This window comes from Paenibacillus glucanolyticus (assembly GCF_037333485.1).
Taxonomy (GTDB): domain Bacteria; phylum Bacillota; class Bacilli; order Paenibacillales; family Paenibacillaceae; genus Paenibacillus_AQ; species Paenibacillus_AQ glucanolyticus.
This window is the reverse complement of record NZ_CP147845.1, coordinates 440417-464342: the sequence shown is the minus strand read 5'-3', so window position 1 is coordinate 464342 and position 23926 is coordinate 440417. Positions and strand designations below refer to the sequence as shown.

Annotated in this window: 31 protein-coding genes; 4 read left to right on the top strand and 27 right to left on the bottom strand. The window is 48.7% G+C overall.

The genetic code is table 11. From position 1 onward, the window contains the following. Nucleotides 1–70 precede the first annotated feature (70 nt). The 10 genes from WDY75_RS02140 to WDY75_RS02095 form a co-directional block, all read right to left on the bottom strand. Nucleotides 71–658 carry a low molecular weight protein arginine phosphatase gene (locus tag WDY75_RS02140; protein ID WP_063478010.1) on the bottom strand — a complete coding sequence of 196 codons (588 nt, stop codon included), beginning with the start codon at nt 656–658 and terminating at the stop codon, nt 71–73. Nucleotides 659–712: 54 nt separating this feature from the next. Continuing rightward, entirely contained in the window at nt 713–1276 is a 564-nt protein-coding gene (locus WDY75_RS02135; protein WP_036640001.1) for a manganese efflux pump MntP family protein, read from the bottom strand. 169 nt (nt 1277–1445) lie between these two features. After that, complete coding sequence (locus WDY75_RS02130) at nt 1446–2603, bottom strand: L-threonylcarbamoyladenylate synthase (RefSeq protein ID WP_063478011.1); 1158 nt, start codon at nt 2601–2603, stop codon at nt 1446–1448. A gap of 198 nt (nt 2604–2801) precedes the next feature. After that, nucleotides 2802–3497 carry a stage II sporulation protein R gene (gene spoIIR, locus WDY75_RS02125; protein WP_063478012.1) on the bottom strand — a complete coding sequence of 232 codons (696 nt, stop codon included), beginning with the start codon at nt 3495–3497 and terminating at the stop codon, nt 2802–2804. 278 nt (nt 3498–3775) lie between these two features. Next, nucleotides 3776–4954: an FtsW/RodA/SpoVE family cell cycle protein gene (locus WDY75_RS02120; protein ID WP_006213112.1), complete on the bottom strand. Its 1179-nt coding sequence runs from the start codon at nt 4952–4954 to the stop codon at nt 3776–3778. Nucleotides 4955–5243: 289 nt separating this feature from the next. Next, nucleotides 5244–6437 carry an FtsW/RodA/SpoVE family cell cycle protein gene (locus WDY75_RS02115; RefSeq protein WP_063478013.1) on the bottom strand — a complete coding sequence of 398 codons (1194 nt, stop codon included), beginning with the start codon at nt 6435–6437 and terminating at the stop codon, nt 5244–5246. Nucleotides 6438–6567: 130 nt separating this feature from the next. Then, nucleotides 6568–7458 carry a peptide chain release factor N(5)-glutamine methyltransferase gene (prmC, locus tag WDY75_RS02110; protein WP_063478014.1) on the bottom strand — a complete coding sequence of 297 codons (891 nt, stop codon included), beginning with the start codon at nt 7456–7458 and terminating at the stop codon, nt 6568–6570. A 4-nt stretch (nt 7459–7462) separates the two neighbouring features. Continuing rightward, nucleotides 7463–8530 (bottom strand): peptide chain release factor 1, encoded by a 1068-nt coding sequence (gene prfA / locus WDY75_RS02105; protein ID WP_006213115.1) that lies wholly within the window; start codon nt 8528–8530, stop codon nt 7463–7465. 233 nt (nt 8531–8763) lie between these two features. After that, a complete protein-coding gene (gene ychF / locus WDY75_RS02100; protein ID WP_338841880.1) occupies nt 8764–9864 on the bottom strand; it encodes a redox-regulated ATPase YchF in 1101 nt (366 codons plus the stop codon). 94 nt (nt 9865–9958) lie between these two features. Further along, nucleotides 9959–10201, bottom strand: a complete 243-nt coding sequence (locus WDY75_RS02095) for a hypothetical protein (protein ID WP_338841879.1) — start codon at nt 10199–10201, stop codon at nt 9959–9961. Between the two features lie 20 nt (nt 10202–10221). Here WDY75_RS02095 and WDY75_RS02090 point away from each other — a divergent pair, with 20 nt between their 5' ends. Further along, entirely contained in the window at nt 10222–10521 is a 300-nt protein-coding gene (locus WDY75_RS02090; protein ID WP_338841878.1) for a helix-turn-helix transcriptional regulator, read from the top strand. Nucleotides 10522–10601: 80 nt separating this feature from the next. On the opposite strand, the gene WDY75_RS02085 is transcribed toward WDY75_RS02090, so the two are convergent. Continuing rightward, nucleotides 10602–10820, bottom strand: coding sequence for a hypothetical protein (locus WDY75_RS02085; protein WP_338841876.1), 219 nt, complete (start codon nt 10818–10820; stop codon nt 10602–10604). Nucleotides 10821–10948: 128 nt separating this feature from the next. Here WDY75_RS02085 and WDY75_RS02080 point away from each other — a divergent pair, with 128 nt between their 5' ends. Together WDY75_RS02080 and WDY75_RS02075 are read left to right on the top strand one after the other, a co-directional pair. Next, the gene (locus tag WDY75_RS02080) at nt 10949–11359 is read left to right on the top strand and encodes a hypothetical protein (protein WP_338841875.1); all 411 of its coding nucleotides are present in this window, start codon (nt 10949–10951) and stop codon (nt 11357–11359) included. Nucleotides 11360–11430: 71 nt separating this feature from the next. Further along, complete coding sequence (locus tag WDY75_RS02075) at nt 11431–11991, top strand: Ltp family lipoprotein (protein WP_338841874.1); 561 nt, start codon at nt 11431–11433, stop codon at nt 11989–11991. Between the two features lie 64 nt (nt 11992–12055). Here the strand turns inward: WDY75_RS02075 and WDY75_RS02070 are convergent, their stop codons facing one another. Beyond that, nucleotides 12056–12328 (bottom strand): hypothetical protein, encoded by a 273-nt coding sequence (locus tag WDY75_RS02070; RefSeq protein ID WP_338841873.1) that lies wholly within the window; start codon nt 12326–12328, stop codon nt 12056–12058. Nucleotides 12329–12452: 124 nt separating this feature from the next. On the opposite strand from WDY75_RS02070, the gene WDY75_RS02065 reads away from it, so the two are divergent. Then, a complete protein-coding gene (locus tag WDY75_RS02065) occupies nt 12453–12797 on the top strand; it encodes a hypothetical protein (protein WP_338841872.1) in 345 nt (114 codons plus the stop codon). 138 nt (nt 12798–12935) lie between these two features. Here the strand turns inward: WDY75_RS02065 and WDY75_RS02060 are convergent, their stop codons facing one another. The 15 genes from WDY75_RS02060 to WDY75_RS01990 all read right to left on the bottom strand — a co-directional run bounded on the left by WDY75_RS02060 (nt 12936) and on the right by WDY75_RS01990 (nt 23923). Beyond that, nucleotides 12936–13667 carry an N-acetylmuramoyl-L-alanine amidase gene (locus tag WDY75_RS02060; RefSeq protein ID WP_338841870.1) on the bottom strand — a complete coding sequence of 244 codons (732 nt, stop codon included), beginning with the start codon at nt 13665–13667 and terminating at the stop codon, nt 12936–12938. Continuing rightward, nucleotides 13664–14125, bottom strand: coding sequence for a phage holin family protein (locus WDY75_RS02055; protein WP_338841868.1), 462 nt, complete (start codon nt 14123–14125; stop codon nt 13664–13666). The genes WDY75_RS02060 and WDY75_RS02055 overlap by 4 nt, the downstream gene beginning before the upstream one ends. Nucleotides 14126–14209: 84 nt before the next feature. Then, the gene (locus WDY75_RS02050) at nt 14210–14341 is read right to left on the bottom strand and encodes a hypothetical protein (protein ID WP_338841866.1); all 132 of its coding nucleotides are present in this window, start codon (nt 14339–14341) and stop codon (nt 14210–14212) included. A gap of 47 nt (nt 14342–14388) precedes the next feature. Beyond that, on the bottom strand, nt 14389–14853 hold the full coding sequence (locus tag WDY75_RS02045; protein WP_338841865.1) for a hypothetical protein: 465 nt from the start codon (nt 14851–14853) through the stop codon (nt 14389–14391). A 14-nt stretch (nt 14854–14867) separates the two neighbouring features. Beyond that, on the bottom strand, nt 14868–15848 hold the full coding sequence (locus WDY75_RS02040; RefSeq protein ID WP_338841863.1) for a hypothetical protein: 981 nt from the start codon (nt 15846–15848) through the stop codon (nt 14868–14870). Continuing rightward, a complete protein-coding gene (locus WDY75_RS02035) occupies nt 15848–16396 on the bottom strand; it encodes a putative phage tail protein (RefSeq protein WP_338841861.1) in 549 nt (182 codons plus the stop codon). The genes WDY75_RS02040 and WDY75_RS02035 overlap by 1 nt, the downstream gene beginning before the upstream one ends. Next, on the bottom strand, nt 16389–17450 hold the full coding sequence (locus tag WDY75_RS02030) for a baseplate J/gp47 family protein (RefSeq protein WP_338841860.1): 1062 nt from the start codon (nt 17448–17450) through the stop codon (nt 16389–16391). The genes WDY75_RS02035 and WDY75_RS02030 overlap by 8 nt, the downstream gene beginning before the upstream one ends. Further along, complete coding sequence (locus WDY75_RS02025; protein WP_338841859.1) at nt 17443–17880, bottom strand: DUF2634 domain-containing protein; 438 nt, start codon at nt 17878–17880, stop codon at nt 17443–17445. Before WDY75_RS02025 ends, WDY75_RS02030 begins: the two co-directional genes overlap by 8 nt. Nucleotide 17881: 1 nt before the next feature. Continuing rightward, nucleotides 17882–18148, bottom strand: a complete 267-nt coding sequence (locus WDY75_RS02020; protein WP_338841858.1) for a DUF2577 family protein — start codon at nt 18146–18148, stop codon at nt 17882–17884. After that, nucleotides 18148–19131, bottom strand: coding sequence for a hypothetical protein (locus WDY75_RS02015; RefSeq protein ID WP_338841856.1), 984 nt, complete (start codon nt 19129–19131; stop codon nt 18148–18150). Before WDY75_RS02015 ends, WDY75_RS02020 begins: the two co-directional genes overlap by 1 nt. Next, nucleotides 19132–19545, bottom strand: coding sequence for a hypothetical protein (locus WDY75_RS02010; protein WP_338841855.1), 414 nt, complete (start codon nt 19543–19545; stop codon nt 19132–19134). A gap of 14 nt (nt 19546–19559) precedes the next feature. After that, entirely contained in the window at nt 19560–21716 is a 2157-nt protein-coding gene (locus WDY75_RS02005) for a phage tail tape measure protein (RefSeq protein WP_338841854.1), read from the bottom strand. Between the two features lie 209 nt (nt 21717–21925). Then, entirely contained in the window at nt 21926–22324 is a 399-nt protein-coding gene (locus WDY75_RS02000; protein WP_338841853.1) for a phage tail assembly chaperone, read from the bottom strand. Nucleotides 22325–22391: 67 nt separating this feature from the next. After that, entirely contained in the window at nt 22392–22817 is a 426-nt protein-coding gene (locus WDY75_RS01995) for a phage tail tube protein (RefSeq protein ID WP_338841851.1), read from the bottom strand. Between the two features lie 29 nt (nt 22818–22846). Beyond that, nucleotides 22847–23923 carry a phage tail sheath C-terminal domain-containing protein gene (locus WDY75_RS01990; protein ID WP_338841850.1) on the bottom strand — a complete coding sequence of 359 codons (1077 nt, stop codon included), beginning with the start codon at nt 23921–23923 and terminating at the stop codon, nt 22847–22849. Between the last annotated feature and the right edge of the window lie 3 nt (nt 23924–23926).

Below are 23926 nucleotides of genomic sequence, written 5' to 3'. Positions count from 1 at the left end.
ATACGGGGTGAAAGGCAAGCGGCTTTTTAGCCCAATTATACGCTCGCTTCTAAACACAAAAGGGGTCGCCCTATTTATGCCGCTCGGACTCCAGCTTGTCCAACAATCGGAATAACGCCGTCCGAATCTCGGCCGCTGTCGCTTCGTATTCTTCCCGCGAACCGCCGAACGGATCGGAAATATCAAAGCTCGGAATGCGCTGACGCAGCTCAATCAGGCGTTCCCGATCGCTGTCACTTACATCCCTTCCGAGAGATCGGGCCAGTTCCAGCGTTGCATACAGGCTATCCTGCTCCTGCAGATCTTCGAGCACCCTGCGGTCATCCTCAACGAATTCCTTCAGCGTGTGCATCTTGTCTGCCGCATGCGGAAACTGACGAATGGCATACTGCTTATGCGACTGGGTCAACGTAAGAATCAGATCTGCCCACTCTACCAGTTGCGCCGTCAGAGGTTTGGACACCAAGCGGTCCTGGATATCCTGATCCCGAAGTATCGATTCCGCGTGATGGGACACCGGCATTCCATCCACGGCCGATACACCTGCCGAACGAATCTCCAGCGGAGTTCCCCGCTGCTTGGACAGCTTCCGCAGCATCCCTTCAGCCATTGGACTGCGGCAAGTATTTCCCGTGCAAACAAACAGTATATTTTTCACAGTCCCGTTCCTCCTGTTAGTAGGTTCTTTGGGGATATTGTATCAAATATTGCGTTAAATGATAAACATGATGCCGAAGATGACCAAAATGAGTCCTCCGAGCATCTCGCCATACTCCCCCAGCTTATCGCTTACCTGGCGACCCAGCAGCAAGCCGAGAATCGACATCAAGCCGCCCACGATACCGAAAGAGACCACAATCAACCAAACATCATCCACGAACATGCCAAGCGAAACCCCCACCGAGAACGAATCGATGCTGACGCTGAGGGAAAACAGCAGCATGGCCAAAAAGGCGGTTGGATGAATTCGCTGGCCTTCTCCGCCACGCAAGGCATTATAAATCATATGTCCACCCAGCAGGAGCAGCAGCCCACCGGCTGCAAGCCCTGTAACGTGGCCCAATAATATTCCCACATAATGGCCAGCAAATAAACCCAGCAGGGGCATTAGCATATGAAACAGCGCAATCATGAAACTAATGCCCAGCATATAGCCAAGGCGCATGCCGCTTCTCATCCCGACTCCGATTCCAAGCGAAAATGCGTCTAGCCCGAGTGCAACCGCCATCAGCAGAATCGCCGCAAGCTGTCCCGATTGGACAGACGCCTCCAACATGCTCATTCCCCCAAGTCCCATGGTCTTGTACACCATATGCGGACAAGGGTTAAATGATTCCAAAACCGTTTATTCGACTGGGGAATCCCGGCAAAGCCTCCCCTTCCTCTTGCATATTACGAGAAAGGATTGAGAGAATCACTCACAAACTGGTGCCAGGACTTGGAGTTCAATCCACATTGATGATGTGATGTCCCGCGGCCTTCAGCAGCCGGTTCATGACGGCTGCGCCAACGCCCCGATCCGGGCACGCTTCGGCCAGGATGAAGGTCGCGCCTTCGTCATCGAAGTGACGAAGGCCGGCGTACAGCCGGCGGGCCGCTTCCTCCGGCGCGGCCAGGCTGCCGAGCGAGACGGCAACGTCCGTGCGGTAGTGGCCGATGTGCTCGTCGAACGACAGCACACCGGTCACTTCCCCGCGCCGGGCGGCCGCCTCAAGCTCGGCCGCAATGCGTGCCGACACGGCGTCGGCACGCGGGCCCTGCACCACGCACATCGCACCCTTCGGTGCGTAGTGCGTGTACTTCATGCCCGGCGAGCGCGGCGCCGGGCCTTCCGCCTCCCCGGCGGCGCGCTGCAGCGCCGGGTCGAGGCGCACGCTTGCCGCTACGGCGGCAAGCTGCTCGGCCGTGACGCCGCCGGGGCGGAGCACCGTCACGGCGCCATCCTCGCCGACCTGCACAACGGTCGACTCGACGCCCACCCCGGCAGGGCCGCCGTCGAGCACGCCGTCAATGTAACCGGCGAGATCTGCCAGCACATGGCTGGCCAGCGTCGGGCTCGGCCGGCCCGAGCGGTTGGCGCTCGGTGCAGCAAGCGGACGCCCTGCAGCGCTGATCAGGGCAAGCGCAACGCTGTGATCAGGCATCCGCACAGCAACGGTATCCAGACCAGCGGTTACACGCGGTGACACAGCGTCCCGCTTCACGGGTAGTACCAGCGACAAAGGTCCGGGCCAAAAGGAGTCCATCAGCGCCCTTTCCGTTTCGTTCACATGCTGGACCAAACCCTCAAGCTGCGCAAGCTCCGAAATATGGACAATCAACGGATTGTCCGCCGGACGCCCCTTCGCGGCAAAGATGCGCTCCACCGCTTCGGTATTGCCCGCATCGGCACCGAGGCCATACACCGTTTCGGTCGGAAACGCCACCGTGCCGCCCTGGGCCAACACCAACCCGGCTTCCTGAAGCTCCGGCTCCGCCGCCATTTTCAAGCTCTCCTGGAAGAGCGAGGTTGGTACATGCCAAACCTTGGTTGTTGTCTCTGAATTATGGATGCCGCCATTCCGCTGTCCTTGTTGCAATACGTCATTTCCGTTCTGTTCCATACCTACCCCAAGCTTTCTGTATATAAAATATATAAACATCAAATTCCGTTTTGCGCTTACTTCAAAAATAAAAAGTGCTTTGGTTCTTCAGTCCCGTGCCAGTTCCAATCGAAACCAGTCGCGCCAAAGAGAAAGCACTCTTCTATACTAAAGTTTATCATACACCGTCAGGATTGAACATCAATCCGCTCCTAATCCTTAAAACAGGCTCGCCACCCAATTCCAAATCCCCAGAAACATATCCCACAGAAAGAACCGAACTTCAGGTTTACTATCGCCTGCATTCTTCGGAGTTTCCTCCTGAGGCGTTTCGCCAGCGTCGGCAGAAGCCGTTTGGACACCCGTGTCAACGGATTGTGCCGCAGCATCCCCGCTGCCGCCATCAATGAAGCAGAGCGGCGGGAACAAAACACACCACCAGTTTTGGCCTTGGCCTTCGCCTAAAGTGATCCGCAGCGCATCATAGTCGCCGGCCGGATAGACCGTTCCCCCGTACAGCTTGGTTGGGAACGGCACTACGCCAAGCTCCACTTGATAACTGTAGGTAATGCCTCTTTTTCTCAATTCTTCCCCTACCAGCTGACGGATTTCCGGAAGATGCTGACGGGTTACTTCTTTGGCATCTTCAAGGCTCTGCGGATTCTCCAGCTGAAGAACCCAGAGCTGCATTTGCTCAACGACCGCGTCACGAATCTCTCGTTTCACGAGCTGATCGGACGGGTTATCTGAATTCGCGAGAATGCGAAGTCGAATCGATTCCTGGGGGATTGGACCGCCAACAACGGATGCATCAATCTGCTGTCCTTCCCACGTCATGATAACCATAAACATACAGGATAAGAGCACAACCATTTTCTTCACAATAATACGGAGGGTCTCACTATAATTCTTCATCTATGCCAGCCGCCTCTCTCAAACGAATAATCTATGATGCTATCAGTATGTCCGGCTGAGAGAGTTATAAACGTGGACTCTAGCAATTTGTTGGAAAAATCATAGATTCGCACAAATCAGGTTGCAAAAAAATAAAGATGCCCTCCCCAGGAACAGGGAACAGCATCTTTCGTTTTAGAGGGATATGGGTGTTCAGTGGGATTTCAAGTTAATGGACATGGCCTATCTCAGATTAACTTGCGATACGCCATGATCATGTGACTCCTCATCCAAACAGACTATGCCTGCTTAGGCGAAGCCGGACGGTAAGCGTGGGGATCGGGCATATCTTCCTCCACTTCCTGCCCATGCAGTTTCACACTCATGGCTACCCCCAGACTGGCCATGCTGATGACGAGCGAGGTCCCCCCATAACTGATGAAAGGAAGTGTAATCCCGGTCAGTGGCATTAAACCGATGAACATCCCGATATTCTCGAAAATTTGGTACAAGAACATGGCAACGATCCCTATGATAAGAAACGGCCCGGCACGTTCTCGGGATTCAAGCGAAATCAGGATCAGCCGGTGGATCAATATGAAATACAACAGCAGCAACACCGATGAGCCAATAAAACCGAATTCCTCGGCAATCTGTACAAAAATCGAATCCGAATACGCATACGGCACTCTGCCGGATTGGATCGACGACCCCTGCATATACCCCTCACCGCTCATGCCGCCTGAGGCAATAGCCAGCTTCGCGTTATTGGTATGATAACTTGCCTTTGCAGTTGCCTTCTCCGGGTATAGCCATGGATCGATCCGCTCCACCCAGTGGGGCTTAAGTATTTTTGATTCAAGCAGTTCATCATGATAATGAATGTAGGCCTGCGCTCCGCCGAAGGCTAATCCCGCCACAAGTGCAAGACCGATTAGCGCATGGGAGAACTTCACATTCCCGATCCAGAGCAAACCCAGCAGGATGATCACATAACTTAGTGCATTCCCCAGGTCATTCTGAGCCATGACAAGCACAAAAGGTATGAACGCCAAGAGCCCAATCGGGATAATATCCTTCCAGAAGGACAGCAGCGGTTTGTTTTTGCGCACCAATACATAGGACAGGAAAATAATAAGGACCAGCTTGAACAATTCGGCAGGCTGAATGCTTAATCCCCCAATATAAATCCAGCCCTGGGCACCGTTGATATCCTTTCCGATGAACATAACGAGGACCAGTACGGCCAAACCGCCCAAGTAAATATATTTGGCATATTTAATCAACAACCGGTAATCCAGCAGGCTTATGCCGAAAAAGGCAATGAAGCCGACAATGTAAAAAGCAATCATGCGGATATGAGAGCCTTCAAATTTGGTGTCAACGGTCGTGCTGTATATCGACGTAATGCTGATACCCATCATCAAAACCAGTACAAAAACAATAACGTAATCCATCTTCTTGAATTTCTGAAGCATGCTTATGATCCCCCTGTGCCCGGAGTCGTCAAACCCCGGTTTGCCTATACAGGCATATAACGATTCTTCGAACAGAAAGTTTGCCTTGTTTCCTTGTTTGCTTTGGCTTGTTGTCGATACATGATCATAATAAGCCCCTAATGAATTATTCTAAAAGATTTTCCTCCTTAACACAATTCAAGGACGTCCATCCTGCAATCGCTGGGCAGAAAACACAAAAGAGATGCTGCTTTCGATAGCATCCCTTGGATTCCCCGCTATGATCTTGTAGAAACACAAGCATCCCGAATCAAGCCTGTTGGGATGGTGCGGCAACGTACGTTGGAGAATTAGGATTAGGCAAATCCTCCTCCACTTCCTGTCCATGCAGCTTCACACTCATCGCCACCCCGAGACACGCCATGTTAATAATAAGCGATGTTCCGCCATAACTGATAAAAGGCAGCGTGATCCCTGTCAATGGCATTAACCCAATAAACATGCCAATATTCTCAAAGATTTGATACAGCAGCATGGCAACGATGCCGATGATAAGAAACGGCCCGGCTTTCCCCCGGCTTTCCAGTGAGATCAGGATCATCCTGTGAATGAGTATGAAATATAACAGCAGCAGAACGGAGGAGCCGATAAAGCCGTATTCCTCAGCAATCTGCACAAAAATCGAATCCGAATACGTGTACGGTACGCGTGACGATTGCACGGAGCTCCCCTGTAAGTACCCTTCACCACTCATACCGCCTGAAGCAATGGCCAGCTTCGCGTTGTTGGTATGGTAACTCGCTTTCGGAGTTGCTTTTTCCGGGATCAGCCACGGGTCAATCCGTTCCATCCAATGTCCGCGGCTCTCCATAATCTTCGATGCTTTAATCTCATCATGATAGTGGATATAGGCCTGTGCTCCGCCGAAGGCAACACCGGCTACAATCAGCAGCCCGATAAGCGCGTGCGTGAGCTTCACATTCCCGATCCATAACAGCCCAAGCAGGATGACGATATAACTTAGTCCATTGCCCAAATCATTCTGAACCATGACAATGGCAAACGGGATGAACGTCAACAATCCGATTGGAATGATATCCCGCCAAAAAGAAAGCTTCGCTTTATTCTTCCGAAGAAGAACATACGTTATAAATATGATGAGCACAAGCTTGAACAGCTCTGCAGGCTGAATATCCACGATACCGAGATCGATCCAACCCGTAGCATTGTTTTTGGTTTGACCGATGAAGGAAGGCAGCAGCAGCATGACCAATCCGCCGATGTATATGTGTATTGCGTATTTGGTCCAGATTCGGTAATCAATCAAGCTCAACCCGAAAAAAACTGCAAATCCGAGGATATAAATGACGGCCATCTTGATGTAGTGTCGCTCGTAGCCGGTCGTGTCAAAGGTGGCACTATATATCGATGTGATGCTGACAACCATCAGCATCAACAGCACAAAAACAATGACAAAATCAATCTTCTTGAGTTTCTGGAGCATGCTCTGGTCCCCCTGTGCCTGGAGCTGTACACACTGAGCTGTTATCAGTCCGTATCTACGATCTGAACGGAATAAAGATTACTCCGCCAAGTCCACTAACTATTCTAAAAGAAATCCACCCCGAATACAATTAACGGCAAATTCCCAGAACATGCCTGTCAATCCCGGCCAAATCCGGTACTGTGACGATTTCCTGCCAATGCCCTGTCTGGCGCAGCAGCTCGGCCACATCCCCGGCCTGGCCCATGCCCAGCTCAAAAGCGATCAGCCGCGGCGGCGCTGACAGCAGAGGCAGCTGTGCCATCATGATCCGGTACGGGTTCAATCCGTCGCGACCGCCGTCCAGAGCCGTGCGCGGCTCGTAATCGCGCACTTCCGGCTGCAGGCCCTCGATGTCCTCCGCCGGTATATAGGGCGGATTGGAGACGAGAATGTCCGGCGCAAGGCCGGCAAACGGCTCCAGCAGGTCCCCCTGCCGGAACTCCACATTCGCATGGAGCTGCTTCGCATTACGCGTGGCAACTTCGAGCGCTTCAGGCGAAATATCACTCGCCAGGAGTTCCCAGGAAGGGGCCTGCAGTGCCAGCGTAACAGCAATAACCCCGCTGCCGGTGCCAATGTCCATTGCCTTCAGCCTTCCTTCTGAACGCGGGGCAAGCTCCTGCCCATACTTCAGCACCGCCTCCACAAGCAGCTCGGTTTCCGGACGCGGAATGAGGACAGCCGGCGTAACTTCAAACGGCCGACCGTAAAATTCCTGCTCGCCGATAATATACTGCGCGGGAACGCCTTCCGCCTTGCGACGGATCGCTTCTTCCAAAGCGTGGCGGCATTCCGCCGGGAAAGGCTCCGGCAGGGCCATGTAATATGAGGATCCCGACAATCCCAGCACATGCTCCAGCAGCAGCTGCGCATTCCGCTGGGGCTCCATTACCCGCATGGCATCTAAAAAAGAAGAAGCCTCCACAAAGGCTTCTCTTATGCTGCGCTGCGGCGTCAATTCAAATATCGTCCGCTTCAAAGCGTTATACTCCTTTTTCCATCAGTTCAGCTTGCTCTGCAATCGTCAGTGCTGAAACGATCTCTTCAATCTCCCCGTTCATCACCTGATCCAGCTTGTGAACGGTAAGTCCGATCCGATGGTCCGTTACGCGGCTCTGCGGGAAATTGTACGTCCGAATCCGCTCGCTGCGGTCGCCCGTACCTACCTTGCTCTTCCGCTCCCCGGCATATTTCGCTTCTTCCTCTTGGCGCATCATATCAAAGATACGGGCACGAAGCACCTGCAGCGCCTTATCCTTATTGGAGTTCTGCGATTTTCCGTCCTGGCAAGTAGCCACGATGCCCGTCGGTATATGCGTCACACGCACCGCCGACTTGGTTGTGTTAACGGACTGGCCGCCTGCACCGCTGGAGCAGAACGTATCCACGCGGATATCCTTATCGTGGATTTCAATATCCACTTCTTCCGCCTCCGGCATAACGGCAACGGTTGAGGTGGATGTATGAATACGGCCGCCGGATTCCGTTGTCGGAATGCGCTGAACACGGTGCGCGCCGCTCTCGAATTTCATTTTGCTGTAGGCACCGCGGCCGTTGATCATGAAGATGACTTCCTTGAATCCACCCAGATCATTCGTGTTAACGTCCATCAGCTCGACCTTCCAGCCTTGGGTATCCGCATAGCGGGTATACATCCGGTACAGGTCGGAAGCAAACAGAGCCGCCTCGTCTCCGCCAGCCGCTCCGCGAATTTCGATGATTACGTTCTTATCATCATTCGGGTCCTTCGGCAGCAGCAAAATACGGATTTTCTCCGCCAGCTCTCGCTCGCGCGTGGAAAGTTCCTCGATCTCCATTTTCACCATTTCGCGCATTTCGTCGTCCATCTTCTCGCCCTGCATGGTTTTGGCAGCTTCGAGTTCTTCAATTACATTTTTATATTCAACATAAGCCTCATATGCAGGCTGCAAATCGGATTGTTCTTTGGAATAATCCCTGAGCTTCTTGGAGTCATTAGCGACATCAGGATCGCACAACAGTTCACTTAATTTCTCGTAACGGTCCGCAAGGGATTGTAATCGGTCCAACAAAGGAATTCACCTCTCTAAGATATATTCCTGAAGATATGCCATTTCGCACTCCATATCCAAACAAAAATGAAGTGCAAACGACTTTTTATTTTACCATGAAACAACACATTTGACCAGCAGGCAGTTGACCTGGACAAACCGTTCTTTCCTTACAGATGGTCCATCCCCTAGAAAAAAACCACAGTCCCATGCACAAAGTGACATGGAGCCATGGCCTTTGAAACCTCTCGTTTCTAAACGTTGAAACGGAAATGCATCACATCGCCGTCGCTGACAACATACTCCTTGCCTTCCAGACGAAGCTGTCCACGTTCTTTCGCTCCGTTCATCGATCCAGCCGCAACCAAATCATCGTAAGCGACTACTTCAGCACGGATGAAGCCTCGTTCGAAGTCCGTATGGATAACAGCTGCCGCTTGCGGTGCCTTCGTTCCTTTGCGAATCGTCCACGCACGCACTTCCTGCACGCCAGCTGTAAAGTACGTGTACAATCCAAGAAGGCTGTACGCTGCCTTGATCAGACGGTTCAGGCCGGATTCTTCAAGTCCCAGCTCCTCAAGGAACATCGCTTTGTCCTCGCCTTCGAGCTCGGCAATTTCGGCTTCCACCTTCGCGCTGATCGGAACCACAATCGCATTCTCTGCCGCCGCGAAATCACGAACCTGCTGCACATACGGATTGCTGTCCGCTTCCGCTACTCCGTCCTCACTCAGGTTAGCCGCATACAGAACCGGCTTCAATGTCAGAAGGTGCAGGTCGCGAACAATCAGCTTCTCATCATCGCTGAGTTCCACACTGCGTGCAGGCTGGTCGTTGTAAAGAGCTTCCTTCAGGCGCTCCAGCAGCTCAACTTCCTGGGCATACTGCTTGTTGCCGCCCTTCATATTCTTCTTGGCACGGTCAATCCGCTTCTCCACGCTGTCGAGATCAGCCAGGATCAGCTCCAGATTAATGGTCTGGATATCGCTCACCGGGTTCACTTTGCCATCGACGTGGGTAATGTTCTCATCTTCAAAGCAGCGAACCACGTGAACGATGGCATCCACTTCACGAATGTGGGCAAGAAACTTGTTCCCAAGCCCTTCGCCTTTGCTTGCACCGCGAACCAGACCCGCGATATCCACAAATTCAAAAGCCGTCGGAACCGTCTTGTTCGGTTGAACGAGCTCCGTCAGTTTATCGAGGCGCTCATCCGGCACTTCCACGACACCGACGTTCGGGTCAATTGTACAGAACGGGTAGTTAGCCGATTCGGCGCCCGCCTGTGTTATCGCATTAAACAATGTAGATTTGCCGACGTTTGGCAAACCGACGATACCACAAGAGAGTGGCATATATATCACAACTCCTTATTATCACATTCAATTTTTAATCTATGCAATTATATATCAAGCCGAAATGATCAACAAGCCAATTTGAGCCTGTTGATCATTTCCTATATATTGAGATTCCATCGACTAATCCTTTTCTGTAAGAAATCTCAACGGCTGTTCTTACGGCAACCAAAAAACAATTTTCCAACTCGTATGATTCATTTTCACCCAAACAAACATTTTCTTTTATAATCGAAATAACAGAAGAGTACACTTCTCCATTCTCATTATTAAGTAATTCATTATTAATCTCTTCACATTTAGATTCGATAACAGGTTCCAACCATTTAACTAACATATAGTACTCCCCCCTCTGATATGCCTTCTCATGTTATTTACTGCTGTATTCCCACGTGGTACAATTTACCTTTGGATCGTTACCTTCTTCTGAGAGGAGCATCTGAGTTGGCACTCGCCCGCGGGAGATGCCGACTACGGTATTTACTAAAACGTGCAAATATGTCACAGGCTGAATTGGCAAGGCGAACAGAATATTCTCGTCAACAAGTATCGAATTGGGTTAATAACAGAGAAAAAATACCCTGGGATGCCGCCTTGAATATCTCGTATGTACTGTCGTGTCATATGGAAGAATTGTACGAAATAGTAAATGTCTGAGCCGGTTGGCTCTCCCTGGAAGAGTGTATAGTATACACTATACAACTGCCTCCCCAGCATCATCCAATGGTAATTTATTCCTACAATATATTACCCAGCTTTTCGCATTTCTCCACAACAATCCATCCAGCGCCTTCCAAAGACAAATTACTTTTCTCTGCATAGTATTTCTTCTCACCATTATCAGTTAACAAGCTAACATAACAAGGCGAGTTCATTTTTGATTCATGTCTTGCAATCACATTCTTAACATCTTTAGTATTTGTAACCGCTTCACATATGATTGAATAAGTTTCCAAAGTGTATCACCTCTGTTATAGTGTTGGAATTATCTTACTACGAACACGAGTTCCTATCAAGACTTGTTTTCACTATTGCGAAAAGCTATCATAGAACATATGATCCTAACGTATAGGAGTTACTATAGATGAACTACCAGGAAGCAATCACTAGAGAAGATCGTCATAATGTAAAACGATATATTTTGTTACCCATGATCATAAGCGCATTCGAACGCGATTGCAGACACATTGAACAAAATCTAAAGACTACTGAACCATATATAGATGCAATAAAGGCAGCTATCGATCGAGCGCATAAAGAGCTAATGGAAGTGAAGAGGCACTTTTGGTTAAAAGGAATCAAAGTATACGAGGAAAATACAACTAAGATCGGGAAGAAAGCAAAATTCATGTGCCGTGGTTATACATCACAAATAGAGTTGAGATGGGAGTTTATAACGGCTGAGGCATCTGTATTAATGCGTAAGTATTTGGGGCTGGATGTAAGTAGATTCGTGGATACTACGCTTCCCGAACGCTTGAGGGAGGAATATTGATATAGAAATATTTTCCTAGGTCTGGTAGACTATTTTATGTCATAATATCTGGGAATTGGGGGAAAGACGAATTGAAGAAACCGATCTATAAAAAATGGTGGTTCTGGCTACTTATTGTTATTGTGGTTGGAGTCATAGGTAATCTTGGAAATTCAGAAGAACCAAAACAAGCAGCGCCGGACAAGGAAGTAGTTGCTGAGCCTGATACCACAGCAAAAAACGCTGAACAAACTAGTGACAAAGAGGATGTTAAAGAAGATCCAAAAGAAGAAGCGCCAAAAGAAGAGCCGAAAGAGGAACCAAAAAAAGAACCAAAAGAAGATGATGTCCCTAGAGAACATAAAGCGGCATTGAAAGCGGCACTAACATATGCAGAGTCGATGCATATGTCAAAGGCAGGCATTTACGATCAGTTGACTTCTGAGTATGGAGAGAATTTCCCTAAAGAATCCGCTCAATACGCTATTGATAACATTGAATTTGATTGGAAAGAAAATGCATTAAAATCGGCACAATCATATGCAGAGAGTATGAATATGTCAGATCAGGCTATTTTCGATCAATTGATTTCGGAATATGGTGAAAAGTTTACTGAAGAAGAAGCGCAATACGCGATAGATAATTTAGAATAAGATAAAAAAGACCCTACCAGCACATAGCCAGTAGGGTCTTTAATTTTCCAAGCGCTTGGGATTATTAGTACTTCGTCCAGTAGTCAATATTGCTCTTTCTCGACGTCGATTTCTCCAGTACTTCTGTCTGGATGATCTGGATTCCCTCTGTCGTTGACTTTTCCGGCCACACTATAAAACCTTGGTCCTCCAAGTACTGGAGCCCTTTCAGTATATCCGGACGCCTCCGTCCGGTCATCGTCTCTAATCGTCTAAAATCAGGCATACGGCTTTTATGTACTGGACTCGGGTAATTTATAAGGATACGGAGCAGTTTACGTTCAGGATCCGGCAGCACTATATTCCACCTACTTTCAACGAGAAATTATATCCATAAGTATACCGAACAAAGGTTCCTACATAAAGAAGGTTTTTTTGCGGACTTGCAGAATTATTGAGTATATCAGTAAAGGGGGGTTAACTTGAAAATAAAGAAGTGGTATAGAGAGGATCTGACGAAAGCGATTCAAAACAAACGTCATATTTTAATTCAACTCGAAGAAGGTGAATATATTCTAGGAGTTCCTGAAAAGAGCAAAGACGATTCTCTGGTTAAGATCAGGAAGAGTAATAATGAGCTCGTTTGGGTTCCTGTAAAAGACATCAATAATCTTTCAGTAGTCATTTCATTTGATAATGAGGTAGCGCGAGCTTATGGGAACTGTGGTCATTGCGGATTAACGATGGATAACACAACTCAAAATGATAATTACCCAGAGTACTGTGACGACTGTGTAAAGTTATTGGGATTCGATGAAAATACCTAAACATACGCAAAAAAAGACCCTACCAGCACATAGCCAGTAGGGTCTTCGCTCTTATATCCAGCGTGACATATATAGAGGGAGAGTGAATGCACATTGGGGAAGCATCACTCAATATGAGTATAGCCGCTCACCGATGATTTATACCTTCGTGTTGAGCGTGGCTGTCTTGCTCCCCTTATCCCATCCAATTTCAGCTCCAAGAGCCTCGCCAACGGCCCGGAGAGGTACATAGGTAACTCCGTTCTCCAGCTTGCCATCTTGGATCTTCTGCCCGTTTACGATGATGTTCACCTTATCGCTCACTATTGCTGCTCCTTCCCTCTTCTGCAATCCCAGGTATTTAGCGATTCCGACAACGTGACCAGTAATTATGGCATTAATCACATCCTGCTGTTTAAGCTTGGCTGCATCGGTTGCCACATCTATAAAAAGGTTTTCGGTAAGGACTGCTGGCATCTTAGATTCACGGCACATGTGCAAGTTCGCTGCTTTCTGTCCACGATCAATTATGTTATAAGGCTTCAAAGCTGCCATAATCTCGGTATGAAGAACGTTTTGCAGGGAACGTGAAGCAGTTGAAGCGCTGGTATAACGGAAAGACTCAAAACCGCCATCTCCACCGCCTGCATTACAATGGATCGATACCAAGATATCAGCGCCTGCTTTATTTGCTGCATTTGTCCGATCGGACAATTCAAGGAATACATCAGTTGACCGGGAGAGCAGCACCTGGACTCCCTCGTAATCTCGTTCCAGCTGCTTTTTGATTTCGAGCGAAAGAGTAAGAACAATATCCTTTTCTTGAATACTGTTACCGACAGCTCCCGGGTCTTTACCGCCGTGACCGCCATCGATCCAGACTTTTTTCATTTAGTGGTTCCCCCTTTCCGTGACTCTGCACGTTGAATCTTTTTATCCAGCTCCGACTTCACCCAATCGATAATCGCGTTCAAAACCGGCAATGGTAGATGGTCGCCCCAACCCGCCCGGATCGAGTTAGCCGTCATACTTTGAACCACATGATACAGTGTCCCGATTGCCAGCGCTCCAAAGATGATTCCTGGCAAGTTGAAAACGACATCCAGGAGATGCCCACCAGCTGGGAGCAACAAAATAAAAAATGTCCGTGCTATTCCATCCAGGCCGTAGCGGCTGCCATACGTATTATCGCGCTTGGCGGCGCGAACGCCGGACAACCAATCCATAATGACGAAAAAGAGCAAGGCGGTCATAATAGCTATTACGGCTTCACTTTCGCCATACATAAAATCAAAAACCGGGACCAAGACGGCCCCGGCTGAGCTGAATATTGCTTTCCATTTATCCAAGTGAATTCCCCCTAGTGGTTATAAATATAGCCCCCGGACCACCCAGGGGCATAAAAAAATACGCCTTACGGCGCTTCTGTGAAACTATTCTTCGATTAGGAATTCTAGTCCGCTATCAACCAGAATATCGCGCACACCTGGCTGCAAACTTGTCGGGACCTCAGTAAACTTTGTTTTGTTCAAAATCACGCGTTGAGCAAAAAACATCGCCATCATATCGCCTCCACCTCCTTTCCAGAGTATCCAGTAAAGGAATCGGCGTATCACTGGTAAACCTGTGTGGCCATCTCTGCGATGACGTCTTCAATAAATTCCGTTCGTTCCGTCAATGCGCTGTTCTGCGCTTTCAGCAGAGTATTTTCCTGCTTCAATGCCTCGACCTCTACCGATAGCGGTTTTCTCGGCTCTTGTGGGGTTTCTGGATCATTCGGATCACGATACTGGAATTCAAGATCATGATACTTTTCTCCGATCATTGTAGTGATGCCTTCAACCGGCTCGGCAGATTCAACAATCTTGAACGAAACACTTTCATCAAAATCTTGTGAGTATTTACCGTGGTCGAGTAGTATCCCGAGCACTGTTTCTGGTGCTCTTTCTGCCAATTTAATATATGTTTGAAAGTCTTCTTCAACCGTGGATTCACGCACTGATCCTTCCATTTCCATCCGATCAATGATTATTCCACCTGTGATACTATCCCAATAAATTTTTCGACCTAAGTTCATCTTTGCACCTCCCTTTAAATCCCATACACTACATAAGGTATATTAGAAGCATAAACAACTCTTGAAGTGAGTGTAAAAGTAACGGAATTGCTTCCGAATTGCGCTGAAGCGATCGCCACAGAACTGGACCCACTACTTTCTTGTTCATTAGGATTCCAATAATCAATTGTTGCAGCGTCACTTATGAACCCAAGAGCATCAGCAAATATATAACCTCTTGTTGTAGCTGTATAGGTGGAGCCAATTCTTAAATATACATACGCCACGATTAGTACGGGTTTGAAGGCCAAATTTGTGACTTGGTACGGGTAATTGTCTACATTTTGACCGGTTAGGGACCCCGATGCTGATCTAAGGGTGTTTTTAATTTGCCCGATTTTTTGCGCAAGAACAGTATTTGTATCATTCACCGAAGCAGCCACACCTTTACCTGTTATTGCATCAGCGAAAGCTTTCTTTTCGGCTGTAGTCATTCGTTCCAAGAGACCAGTTATACCGAAAAATGTCTTATCTTTCGGTAGATTGCCTGCAATCAGGTTAGGCTCACCCTTGATTGTAATCGCGCTTGTGTACCGTCCAGCTGCTTTTGTCTGATCTGCGGTATTCGGTGTAACAGTGCCTCCTGCGCCTCGATCCGGAATAGTACCCGTCACTTTTGCACCCTTCACATAAGCTGTTTTGCCACTGAGTATATCCCCGGCCGCTGCTGTTGCGTCACTAGTGTCAATCCCGACAGGTATTGAACGAATCCCTGTATCCAGCTCTGCGAACGTTGCAACCTGCCCCTGTTTGGAAACCGTTCCTTCTTTGGCGATGATGGCGGTTTCCAATCGGTTTTTACCGTCAACGCCAGATTGCTTTAAACCTTCAATTTCAGTCTCTACGCCACCCACGGCGGTATCAATCGCCTCGGCCAGTGCATTAAAATCCCGAGGCACATCGTTCACCGTGTTTTCGTCAATCAATGGCAAATTTAAATTCGGCGTTGTTGCCATTACATCAGCCCCTTGTTCTTGATTTCCTTATATGTCAAACCTGTAGCCTTGATTTGCCCATAGGTCATGCCTGTTGCTGTCATTTCCCCATACGTATAAAAACGGAACACGTAGTTAATGGAGAGATGCGCCGGGGTAATCTCGCGGACCATTCGCTTCAGGTCATCCACGTTGGGCGGTATGCCGTAAGTGCTGGTAAATTCAATCCGGATTCCGTGTTCCAGCGTTACCTCGACATCACCATTCGAATAAGCATCAGCCACAATTTTGATCTGAGCTGCCCCGATTTTCCCTGTTCCGCGGATTTTACTTTTTATCACGCTCCGGCGCTCATCGAGCGGCTTATTTAGATCCGTCCGAATCCCTAGCTCCTTCTCGTAGATGCTGAGCGCCCAAGTAGCTGTATCAATGTTCAGCTGGGCCAAGAGCGAATTCATTTCAACTTCGAAATTGTCTAAAGAAAGGCCGATCGATCCATTAATTTCATTGGTCAACGGATCTTTACGAACAATCTTGTGGAGATTTCGATTTAGCTTATCTTTAAACAAGCGTTACCGCCCCCAATACTGCAACCTGCTTGGCTCCAACTTGAGGGTTATCGATAGCTCCATTCACCAGCAATCCGGCGTAATCTTCCACGCCTACGCTGTCGAGTATAGCCTGGCCGATATGGGCAAAAGAAACGTAGTTTAGCTGAAAGGCGATGCTTTTCAGATAAACGGATATCGAATCCCGAATGTTCTCCTGCACCTCATCCTGTGTATACCCGCCCGCCATTGTCACACTGACGGAGATATCCAAAATTAATGGATCGGCAGAGAGAACATAGCATTTCGCGCCAATAGGCGCTTCGCCTTCCCCTAGGCCAGTGCTACCCGGATCAATATGCTTTTGTACCTGATCGACCAGCACCGGGGCCGCTGGTTGCTTCACTTGGTCGATAATAACCACCTCGACCGTATTATCACCGCGCTCTACGGGAAAGACTTTGGCCCCTCCGACACCGGACACTTCTTTTGCACATTGCAGATAGTGGTAAATGTTCGCGCTCGTTGGTGGTGTCCGGACAGCAATATAATATCGTTCACGCAAACTATCATCGGTTTCGGCCGCATATCCCCCATCGGTCGGCTGCGGATTGGTGACGGCTGTGATCCCTGAGAGCGTCACGGGCATCTGTGTAATCTGATCGGCTGGAACATTCCCGACAGGACCGGACAGGACGCTTTTCACCTGTAATGTGCCTGATCCCGTGATCATCTTCGTCTCAGCTGCTGCGAATTGCACACCAGAAGGCGTTTCAAATAGGTCCCCCACATTCACAGCGCCGTTTCCGGTCACCTGTAGGATTCCCGAACCATATGTGGCCGGAGTGCGGACAATGCCTTTCCGTTGCTTGACGAAAGCTTCCAGTAGCGCGCCTGTCAGGTTGTCTACGTCCAGCAACCGCTGAATCCCTTCAAGATCCCCCTGAAGATCAGATACCACAATGGCCACGCTCTTGAGCATGTCATGAATCAAATACCCTTCTGATTTGTCATACGATGGATCAATATAGCTCAAGAGCTGATCGAGTAATGCAGCAACTTTTTCATCATCCACTGTATCTCACCTCGCTTTCAAAGTCTTCGATGATCTTTCGTCTCGTCAAGATGTTAAACGACAGGATAGCCTTTCCGTCACCGCGCTGAACGGTTAAATCCTCAATGCCGGTCACTTCTGGATGGAGTACAATCGTTTCCGTGATTTGTCTCCCGAGTTCGGATGTGATCGTCGCTAGGGGAATGTCTTTGCGACCGATAAACTTGGCAAGCCCAATCCCGAATTCCGGGCCGTACACCGGATATTTATCCGTCTCCGTGATCAAAACCATGGCCACCCATTGTTTGATGGCTTCTTCATAGGTAGCCTCAACCGGCTTTCCATCCTTCAGTACGTATCTTTGCTCGTTGAAGTCAAATAAAAAGACTTTACCCATCGAAGCTGCGGGTAAAGTCTCTTCCGTTTCATCAAATGCCAATTCCGGAAACATGTTATTCACCTGCCTTGTCGATTGCATAATACGTCTGGCCATGAGGCGCGGGTATCAGGATCACATAGTCCCCAGGCGTTAACGGAACCGGTATATGGTACAGCCAATTGGCTATAACCAGATCTTCCGCATCGAGGATAATTTCATCCCCGATGGAGACCGACAAGGCGGGCATTCCGGAAATCACTTTCCCGAGTGTAATGCCTGGCATGTTCGGGTTATTCCGCGATTTGAACAAGATCGCAAGCTTTACGTCCCATTTATCCATCAGAACGCCTCCAATTCAACCGCTACTTTGTGAATACCGTTGTTCACGGTATGATTGGCCGTCTTGATCAGGTATTTTCCCACAATGCCGGTGACCGGTTCATTCATGTTCAGAATTCGTCCCGCGCGAATCTCATCATGGCCCATCATTTCACAGGAGATGGTCTCCCCGATCCGGTTCAGCTGGCCCAGGGTATTGGCCGCGATGTTACGCGCCTGGGATGCATTCTTTTTATCAACCGTCACGACATCTGTTAGCTGGCCAAACTTCGTGATGCTCGCCTTGTCCGATGCTTGCGCATAAATCTTTGTGGACTTCTCATCCTCAGACACGACAACCACATTGTTTTTCATCTCTTCGATGCTTAATTCTCGTGTCGGATTAGCAATGGTATCCGTGACCGGATAGGCGTATGTGTTATAGCTGAGCCGAGTAATTGGATTGATCACTAAATCGGACATCTTTCGGATGGTCAATATTCCTTTTGTCATCTCTACCCGATATTTCTGCTTCGTTTCCTTATGCACCTGATCCAAAATATCCATGATGATATCACTAACCAGCGCTTCCTTGTAAATCTGTGTGATCAGCGTCGGCATGTTATCGATTTGATGCTTCACGCCGAATTTATCCAACAGCTTGGCAATGGCCTGGGAAGCAGCTGCTTTTTTGAACTGGATAATGGTCTCGTTTTTGTTCAGATACCAAGAGCGGTCAAAGCATGTAAAGGATTTGGATGTCCTGCCATTAATGCCGCATGTGACGACCACATAGTAATTCAAGAACTTACCGTCATTGAATAAGGCCACTTGATCCCCAACTTCGATCAGATCCCAAGGATTAAAGAACCGGCTATCGTTATGGATGTAATCGAAGCTGAGTTCCTCTCCCAAAGCATCGATATTGCTCGACCAGGATAAACTTCCGACCAACTGCGTAACGTTTTGTTTCTTACCGTTTTTCATAAGCAAAATCTGATGCATTTACGTCACCTTCACAAACTTGAATTCTTTGACGGCCAAGGAATACTGGATATCCCCGCTGCGGTCCCAGCCGTAGACAAAGTTATCAATGGTGCACGGCATGTTTAACACTTCCTGTTCCTTGTTGTCCGTAATAATCACCCGCAGCGGCACGCGCCGTTCTCGCCACTTCCGGAAGAACTGCACATAGGACCACCCGAGCCGCTTGTCCTTCATAAAAGGATAGATCCGCATCGGGAAGAACGATTCAATAGCCAACGAGCGAAGTCCCGGCGTCCCGATTAAATTGATTGTCCCGAGATTCATTGTCTGAAATTCTTCGTTATTCCACGGATGCTCGATATTCATTTCAGGCGGCAGAACCGGCAGCCTTCGGACTTCTTCAAAGCTGTTAGCCGCAAATACAATATCCATGCTCTCTCGCCTCCTTACACATTCCCGAGTGCTATTTCTAGCTTGGATACGGCTTTATTCATCAGTTGATTGACATACTCTTCCTCACCGATGACATTGCCCTGAATAATGATTTCAATCTTGATCGGCCCCCGGCTGGCATTGATCATCTTTTCAGACTTGTCGGCCGGGATCACCTGGCTTCCGCCTGGAAGATTGACGATCTCGCCGCCCCGCTCATTGATTTGCGCCAAACCACCCTTGAAATAGCTGGTTCCGAGTGCGAATTTCGGGATTTTGGGGATACTGACGCCGAACGTGCCGCCGCCCATCCATTCCGGAATATCCACGCTGATACTGTTGACTTTATCGATCAGGCCATTAATCATTTCGATGATGGCATTGATCGGAGCTTTTGCGTATGTCTTGATCAGGCTAAACGTACCGCTGAAGGACTCCACGATGCCATTCCATGCCCCGTCCCAATCGCCTTTAAAAACGGACTTCAGGAATTTGGTAATACCGCCAAAAATCTGTTTGGTGCTGCTCACGACGCCGCGAACCGTTTCCAGGAACTGTTGACCAAGAGGGAACGAATTCAGCCAGTTCCCTACGCTGCTTACCGTGTTCACGATGAAGGTTTTAATGCCCCCCCCTACGCCTTTCAGCATCCCGCCCAGCTGCTGAGCTTTCAGCTTCACAGTATCCCAGTTTTTCCATAGGGCAATCCCTACCCCGATCACAGCGCCAATGGCAATAGCGATGAGTCCAAACGGGTTCGCTGCTGCCGCAACATTCAATGCGATTTGCGCAACTGTCATCCCTTTCGTGACTGCTGTCCATGTCTTGAAAAGTCCGCTGATTGTTCCCACAATCTTCTGAGCTGCAATAGCTGCCGTAAGGCCACCAATCACCGGTATAAGCCAATCGGCGTTATCCTTGGCCCAAGCAATCGAGTCTTTGAATCCGTCGATGACTTTCGCGCCCTTGGTAAACGCCTCCTGGATGGCAGCTTCGATTTCCGGAGAATGATCTTTGAACCACTGGCCAAACTCGCTAAGCTTCGGCATCAATCGATCGGAAATCGGAATCAATACGGATGTTTCGATCATCCTCCCGATGCCTTTCATGGCCTGTAGGGGGTTCTCGTACTTGACCTGATTAATCCCTTCCATGGTGTTCTTGGTCATATCGAACTGCTTCCGAGCTGATCCGAGCGCGGCAATAACATCCTTCTCCATATCCTCAGCCTGCGTACCGAAGAGATTTACGGATGCTGCGTTTTTCTTGGCCGGGTCTTCTATCTTTTCCATAGCTGCCATCACTTGCCCGAATGCCTTCTTGGCCGCAGGCCCACCTTCGGCAAACGCAGCTGTCATTTTCTCACCGCTCAGTCCAAGCGCTTGAAAGCCCTCCATGGATGTTTTAGAGCCATCTTTGGATTTAATACCAAACTCTTTCATGGCATCTGCTACCTTATCTGCGTTGAATGCCCCTTCAGCCAAACCGGAACCGAGCACGTCAAACATTTCATTGGCCGAGTAGCCAAGATTATTAAAGTACACGCTGTATTCGTTTGCAGTGTCTAATAGATCCCCGGCTTTATTCAGACCATTTTGCGCCCCTTGAGCTAAAAGGTTATAAGCTTCCGTGCTGGAGATTCCAAAGTTTTTCATCATCGTGTCAGCGACTTTGATCGACTCCGAGACATCTTCCCCGAACACATCCCGGTACGTCACGGCTAACGAGGTGGTTTGTTTCAGCTCGTCCCCAACTTGACCCGTTACCTGTTTGGCGGTTGTCATGGCATTCGCTAAGTCGGACCAGCTTTCACCCATATTCAACTTGTAAAGATCCGTAATTTGTCCTTTCATGGCTTTCATTTCTTCTGTCGTTGCACCTGTAGCCGCCTGCATGTTCGTCATGGATGATGAATAGTCCTTTACGAAATCAATGCTGCTGGTTATGCCGGATGCGGCAAGCGCAATCCCGCCTATCGCGACACCAACCCCGACGGCCGCTTTCGCTGCTGCTCCAAAACCACCTACCGCCCGCTGCTTGAAGCCATCGACATGGTTGTTAAGAACTTTCATCTGCCGGCTGTTCTGTTTGGTGTTATCAGAGGCCTTTTTCAGCTTGGAAGAAAACTTGTCTCTCAGATTTAGGACGGTGTTAATCGTTTTGGTCGCCAATGCCTGGCCACCCCCTAAAACAAAATAGAGGGGCTATTTGCCCCCCGAATTGAATAATTGCCTGTATTCTGTTGCTTTGTCCTCGTAATACTGCTCCATCCAAGCCCGATAGACGGATTTCTCGATTTCTGAGAGTTGAAGTAATTTATCATGATCCTGACCGCGTAAGACGTAAAACCCGATCATCTGCATATCAGGATCATGCTTGATTAGTTTTTTATTTCTTCATCCAGCTTCTGAGGTTTCGTGAAGCCGCTCAACTCCATAGCCTTTTCAGCAAGATCTTTGATCTCGTGCAATTCCAAGAGCTTCTCCACAATCTCCACATTGTCGGTGACATCGTATGCCGCCAGCAGATCCGAACTTCGGAACAAACTTACGCAGTTGTAGATGAGGAACATATTTGCGTAAACCTGGCTCTCAGTTGTTTCGCCCGACATATCGACGCTTTTGAAAAAGATGTTACGTGGCGGACTTTGTACGGTTAAGTAACCGCCCAGGCTTTCGACATACACATCCTCGGATCGCGTGCGTGCCGCCTCTTTCTCTGCTTTCTTCGCTACCAGATCCGCCAGTGTCAGTTTTACATCTTGTTTTTGGTTTTCCATAATCTTGTATCCTCCCTCAAATTAAAAAGGAAGCACTCAAAGTGCTTCCCGTTTGTGTTTTTTTTAATTACATCGTGCCTAGGATTTCATAATCAGAGAACGTGAACGGCAGCTCTTCCTCACTGATCGCTTTTGCCTCGGTACTAGCCCCGAACTCAGTGAAAATAACGCCAAGTAGAGCCACGCGTTCTGCCTTTCCTGTAGCGCGGTTTTGAATCTTGGTTACAATTTTGATCTCTGGCATGACACCTGTTTTAAACGCTTCCCCCATAATAGAAGCGCCCCGGCTTCGGATCTTATTGAATGTGGCAGTGCCTTCCCCTCCAAAACCCATATATTTCTTATATGTGCGCGGATCACCGAGAAAGGTAACGTCCTCGAATTCGCCTGTCATTTTGTATTCTAACGATTTCAGGTCTGGCCAAACTTCATTATTGACCCAGACGGCAGAATCATTCCCGCTCACAACCTGGTTTCCCATGTACGGATTCATCGTGTTCTTTCCTCCGATCGTTTAAATGATTATTGAAGCTCTACATTGAACGTGAAATCTTCCATAGCATCGGTAATCTTGATATTCCCGCCCAGGTAGACATTGGAACGAAATGTGTTATTCAACACCTTTTGCTCGTCCCAATCTTCAGCCTCTGTTTTGCCGATGGCTACCCACGCTGCCCGCTGCGCCTCAATATCGACAAAAGCTTTATTGTCGAACGTGTTATCCAGGACATCCTCACCAGCTAGGGCGGCAAAGTAACTATTGATGGACGTGATCAGGAGCACCTGGTAATCATATTTGTTCTTGAACTTACCCATGTACTCGTTTTTGAATGTGTTTTTGATATCCTCTCGGATCAGATCCATCGACTCGACAATCAGGATTTTCTTGAAGTCCTCGGACACCGTAGGGGATAGCGTTGTAAGTGAATTGACCCCTCTGGCCACACGGACAACTTCCTCATCGTTAAAGAGCACGAACTTCCCAGCTTCTACAGCGGCCTCAACATCTGCCGGTTCTTCCACGCTGATAACATCCGCGAAGGAATAGAATGTACTGGAACGGGTAAGCGGCAGGCCAGCCAGCAATCCAAGCAGGCAAGGGATGAACTTATCCCCGGTTACGGTCCCATCTGTTGTCGTGATACTTGTATTCACGAAGTTCACTATGTGCTGGCAATCTGGATCGACGGCATTAAAGACAACCGCCTTGATGCTTTTGCCCAGCTTTTCCTGCTCTTTGACATAGGCGACGAGATCCGTTTGCTCATCTTCGGTCCCTTCAGCCAGGCCGATCCAGTTATATTTGCGGCTGCCGATCCGCTGCAACGCGTCTCCGACCACCGCGACGCTGCTTGTAGCTACCGGCGCGACAATGACTTTAGCAGCTCCCATCCGCAGTACGTCCTTAATATATTGCACGCTGGCTGCGGTAAACTTGGTCGCATCGATCTGAAGCTGTGACTTGTATTCCTTGATGGCATACGTGGTATCCGTGTCATCCTTGAGAATCAGGGATACAATCCCTCTAGCCGAACGCTGTATCAGCGTAGCCGCCAGCTTTTTAAATGTGATATCGATACTTGGCAATCCGATCGCCATATC

Coding starts and splice junctions, on each gene's coding strand:
- WDY75_RS02135 (WP_036640001.1), bottom strand. CDS start 1,276: ATGTTGGAGGCGTCTGTCCAATCGGGACAGCTTGCGGCGATTCTGCTG.
- WDY75_RS02130 (WP_063478011.1), bottom strand. CDS start 2,603: ATGGAACAGAACGGAAATGACGTATTGCAACAAGGACAGCGGAATGGC.
- spoIIR (WP_063478012.1), bottom strand. CDS start 3,497: ATGAAGAATTATAGTGAGACCCTCCGTATTATTGTGAAGAAAATGGTT.
- WDY75_RS02120 (WP_006213112.1), bottom strand. CDS start 4,954: ATGCTTCAGAAATTCAAGAAGATGGATTACGTTATTGTTTTTGTACTG.
- WDY75_RS02115 (WP_063478013.1), bottom strand. CDS start 6,437: ATGCTCCAGAAACTCAAGAAGATTGATTTTGTCATTGTTTTTGTGCTG.
- ychF (WP_338841880.1), bottom strand. CDS start 9,864: ATGCCACTCTCTTGTGGTATCGTCGGTTTGCCAAACGTCGGCAAATCT.
- WDY75_RS02095 (WP_338841879.1), bottom strand. CDS start 10,201: ATGTTAGTTAAATGGTTGGAACCTGTTATCGAATCTAAATGTGAAGAG.
- WDY75_RS02090 (WP_338841878.1), top strand. CDS start 10,222: ATGCCTTCTCATGTTATTTACTGCTGTATTCCCACGTGGTACAATTTA.
- WDY75_RS02080 (WP_338841875.1), top strand. CDS start 10,949: ATGAACTACCAGGAAGCAATCACTAGAGAAGATCGTCATAATGTAAAA.
- WDY75_RS02060 (WP_338841870.1), bottom strand. CDS start 13,667: ATGAAAAAAGTCTGGATCGATGGCGGTCACGGCGGTAAAGACCCGGGA.
- WDY75_RS02050 (WP_338841866.1), bottom strand. CDS start 14,341: ATGATGGCGATGTTTTTTGCTCAACGCGTGATTTTGAACAAAACAAAG.
- WDY75_RS02045 (WP_338841865.1), bottom strand. CDS start 14,853: ATGAACTTAGGTCGAAAAATTTATTGGGATAGTATCACAGGTGGAATA.
- WDY75_RS02040 (WP_338841863.1), bottom strand. CDS start 15,848: ATGGCAACAACGCCGAATTTAAATTTGCCATTGATTGACGAAAACACG.
- WDY75_RS02025 (WP_338841859.1), bottom strand. CDS start 17,880: ATGTTTCCGGAATTGGCATTTGATGAAACGGAAGAGACTTTACCCGCA.
- WDY75_RS02020 (WP_338841858.1), bottom strand. CDS start 18,148: ATGGATAAATGGGACGTAAAGCTTGCGATCTTGTTCAAATCGCGGAAT.
- WDY75_RS02015 (WP_338841856.1), bottom strand. CDS start 19,131: ATGCATCAGATTTTGCTTATGAAAAACGGTAAGAAACAAAACGTTACG.
- WDY75_RS02010 (WP_338841855.1), bottom strand. CDS start 19,545: ATGGATATTGTATTTGCGGCTAACAGCTTTGAAGAAGTCCGAAGGCTG.
- WDY75_RS02000 (WP_338841853.1), bottom strand. CDS start 22,324: ATGGAAAACCAAAAACAAGATGTAAAACTGACACTGGCGGATCTGGTA.
- WDY75_RS01995 (WP_338841851.1), bottom strand. CDS start 22,817: ATGAATCCGTACATGGGAAACCAGGTTGTGAGCGGGAATGATTCTGCC.
- WDY75_RS01990 (WP_338841850.1), bottom strand. CDS start 23,923: ATGGCGATCGGATTGCCAAGTATCGATATCACATTTAAAAAGCTGGCG.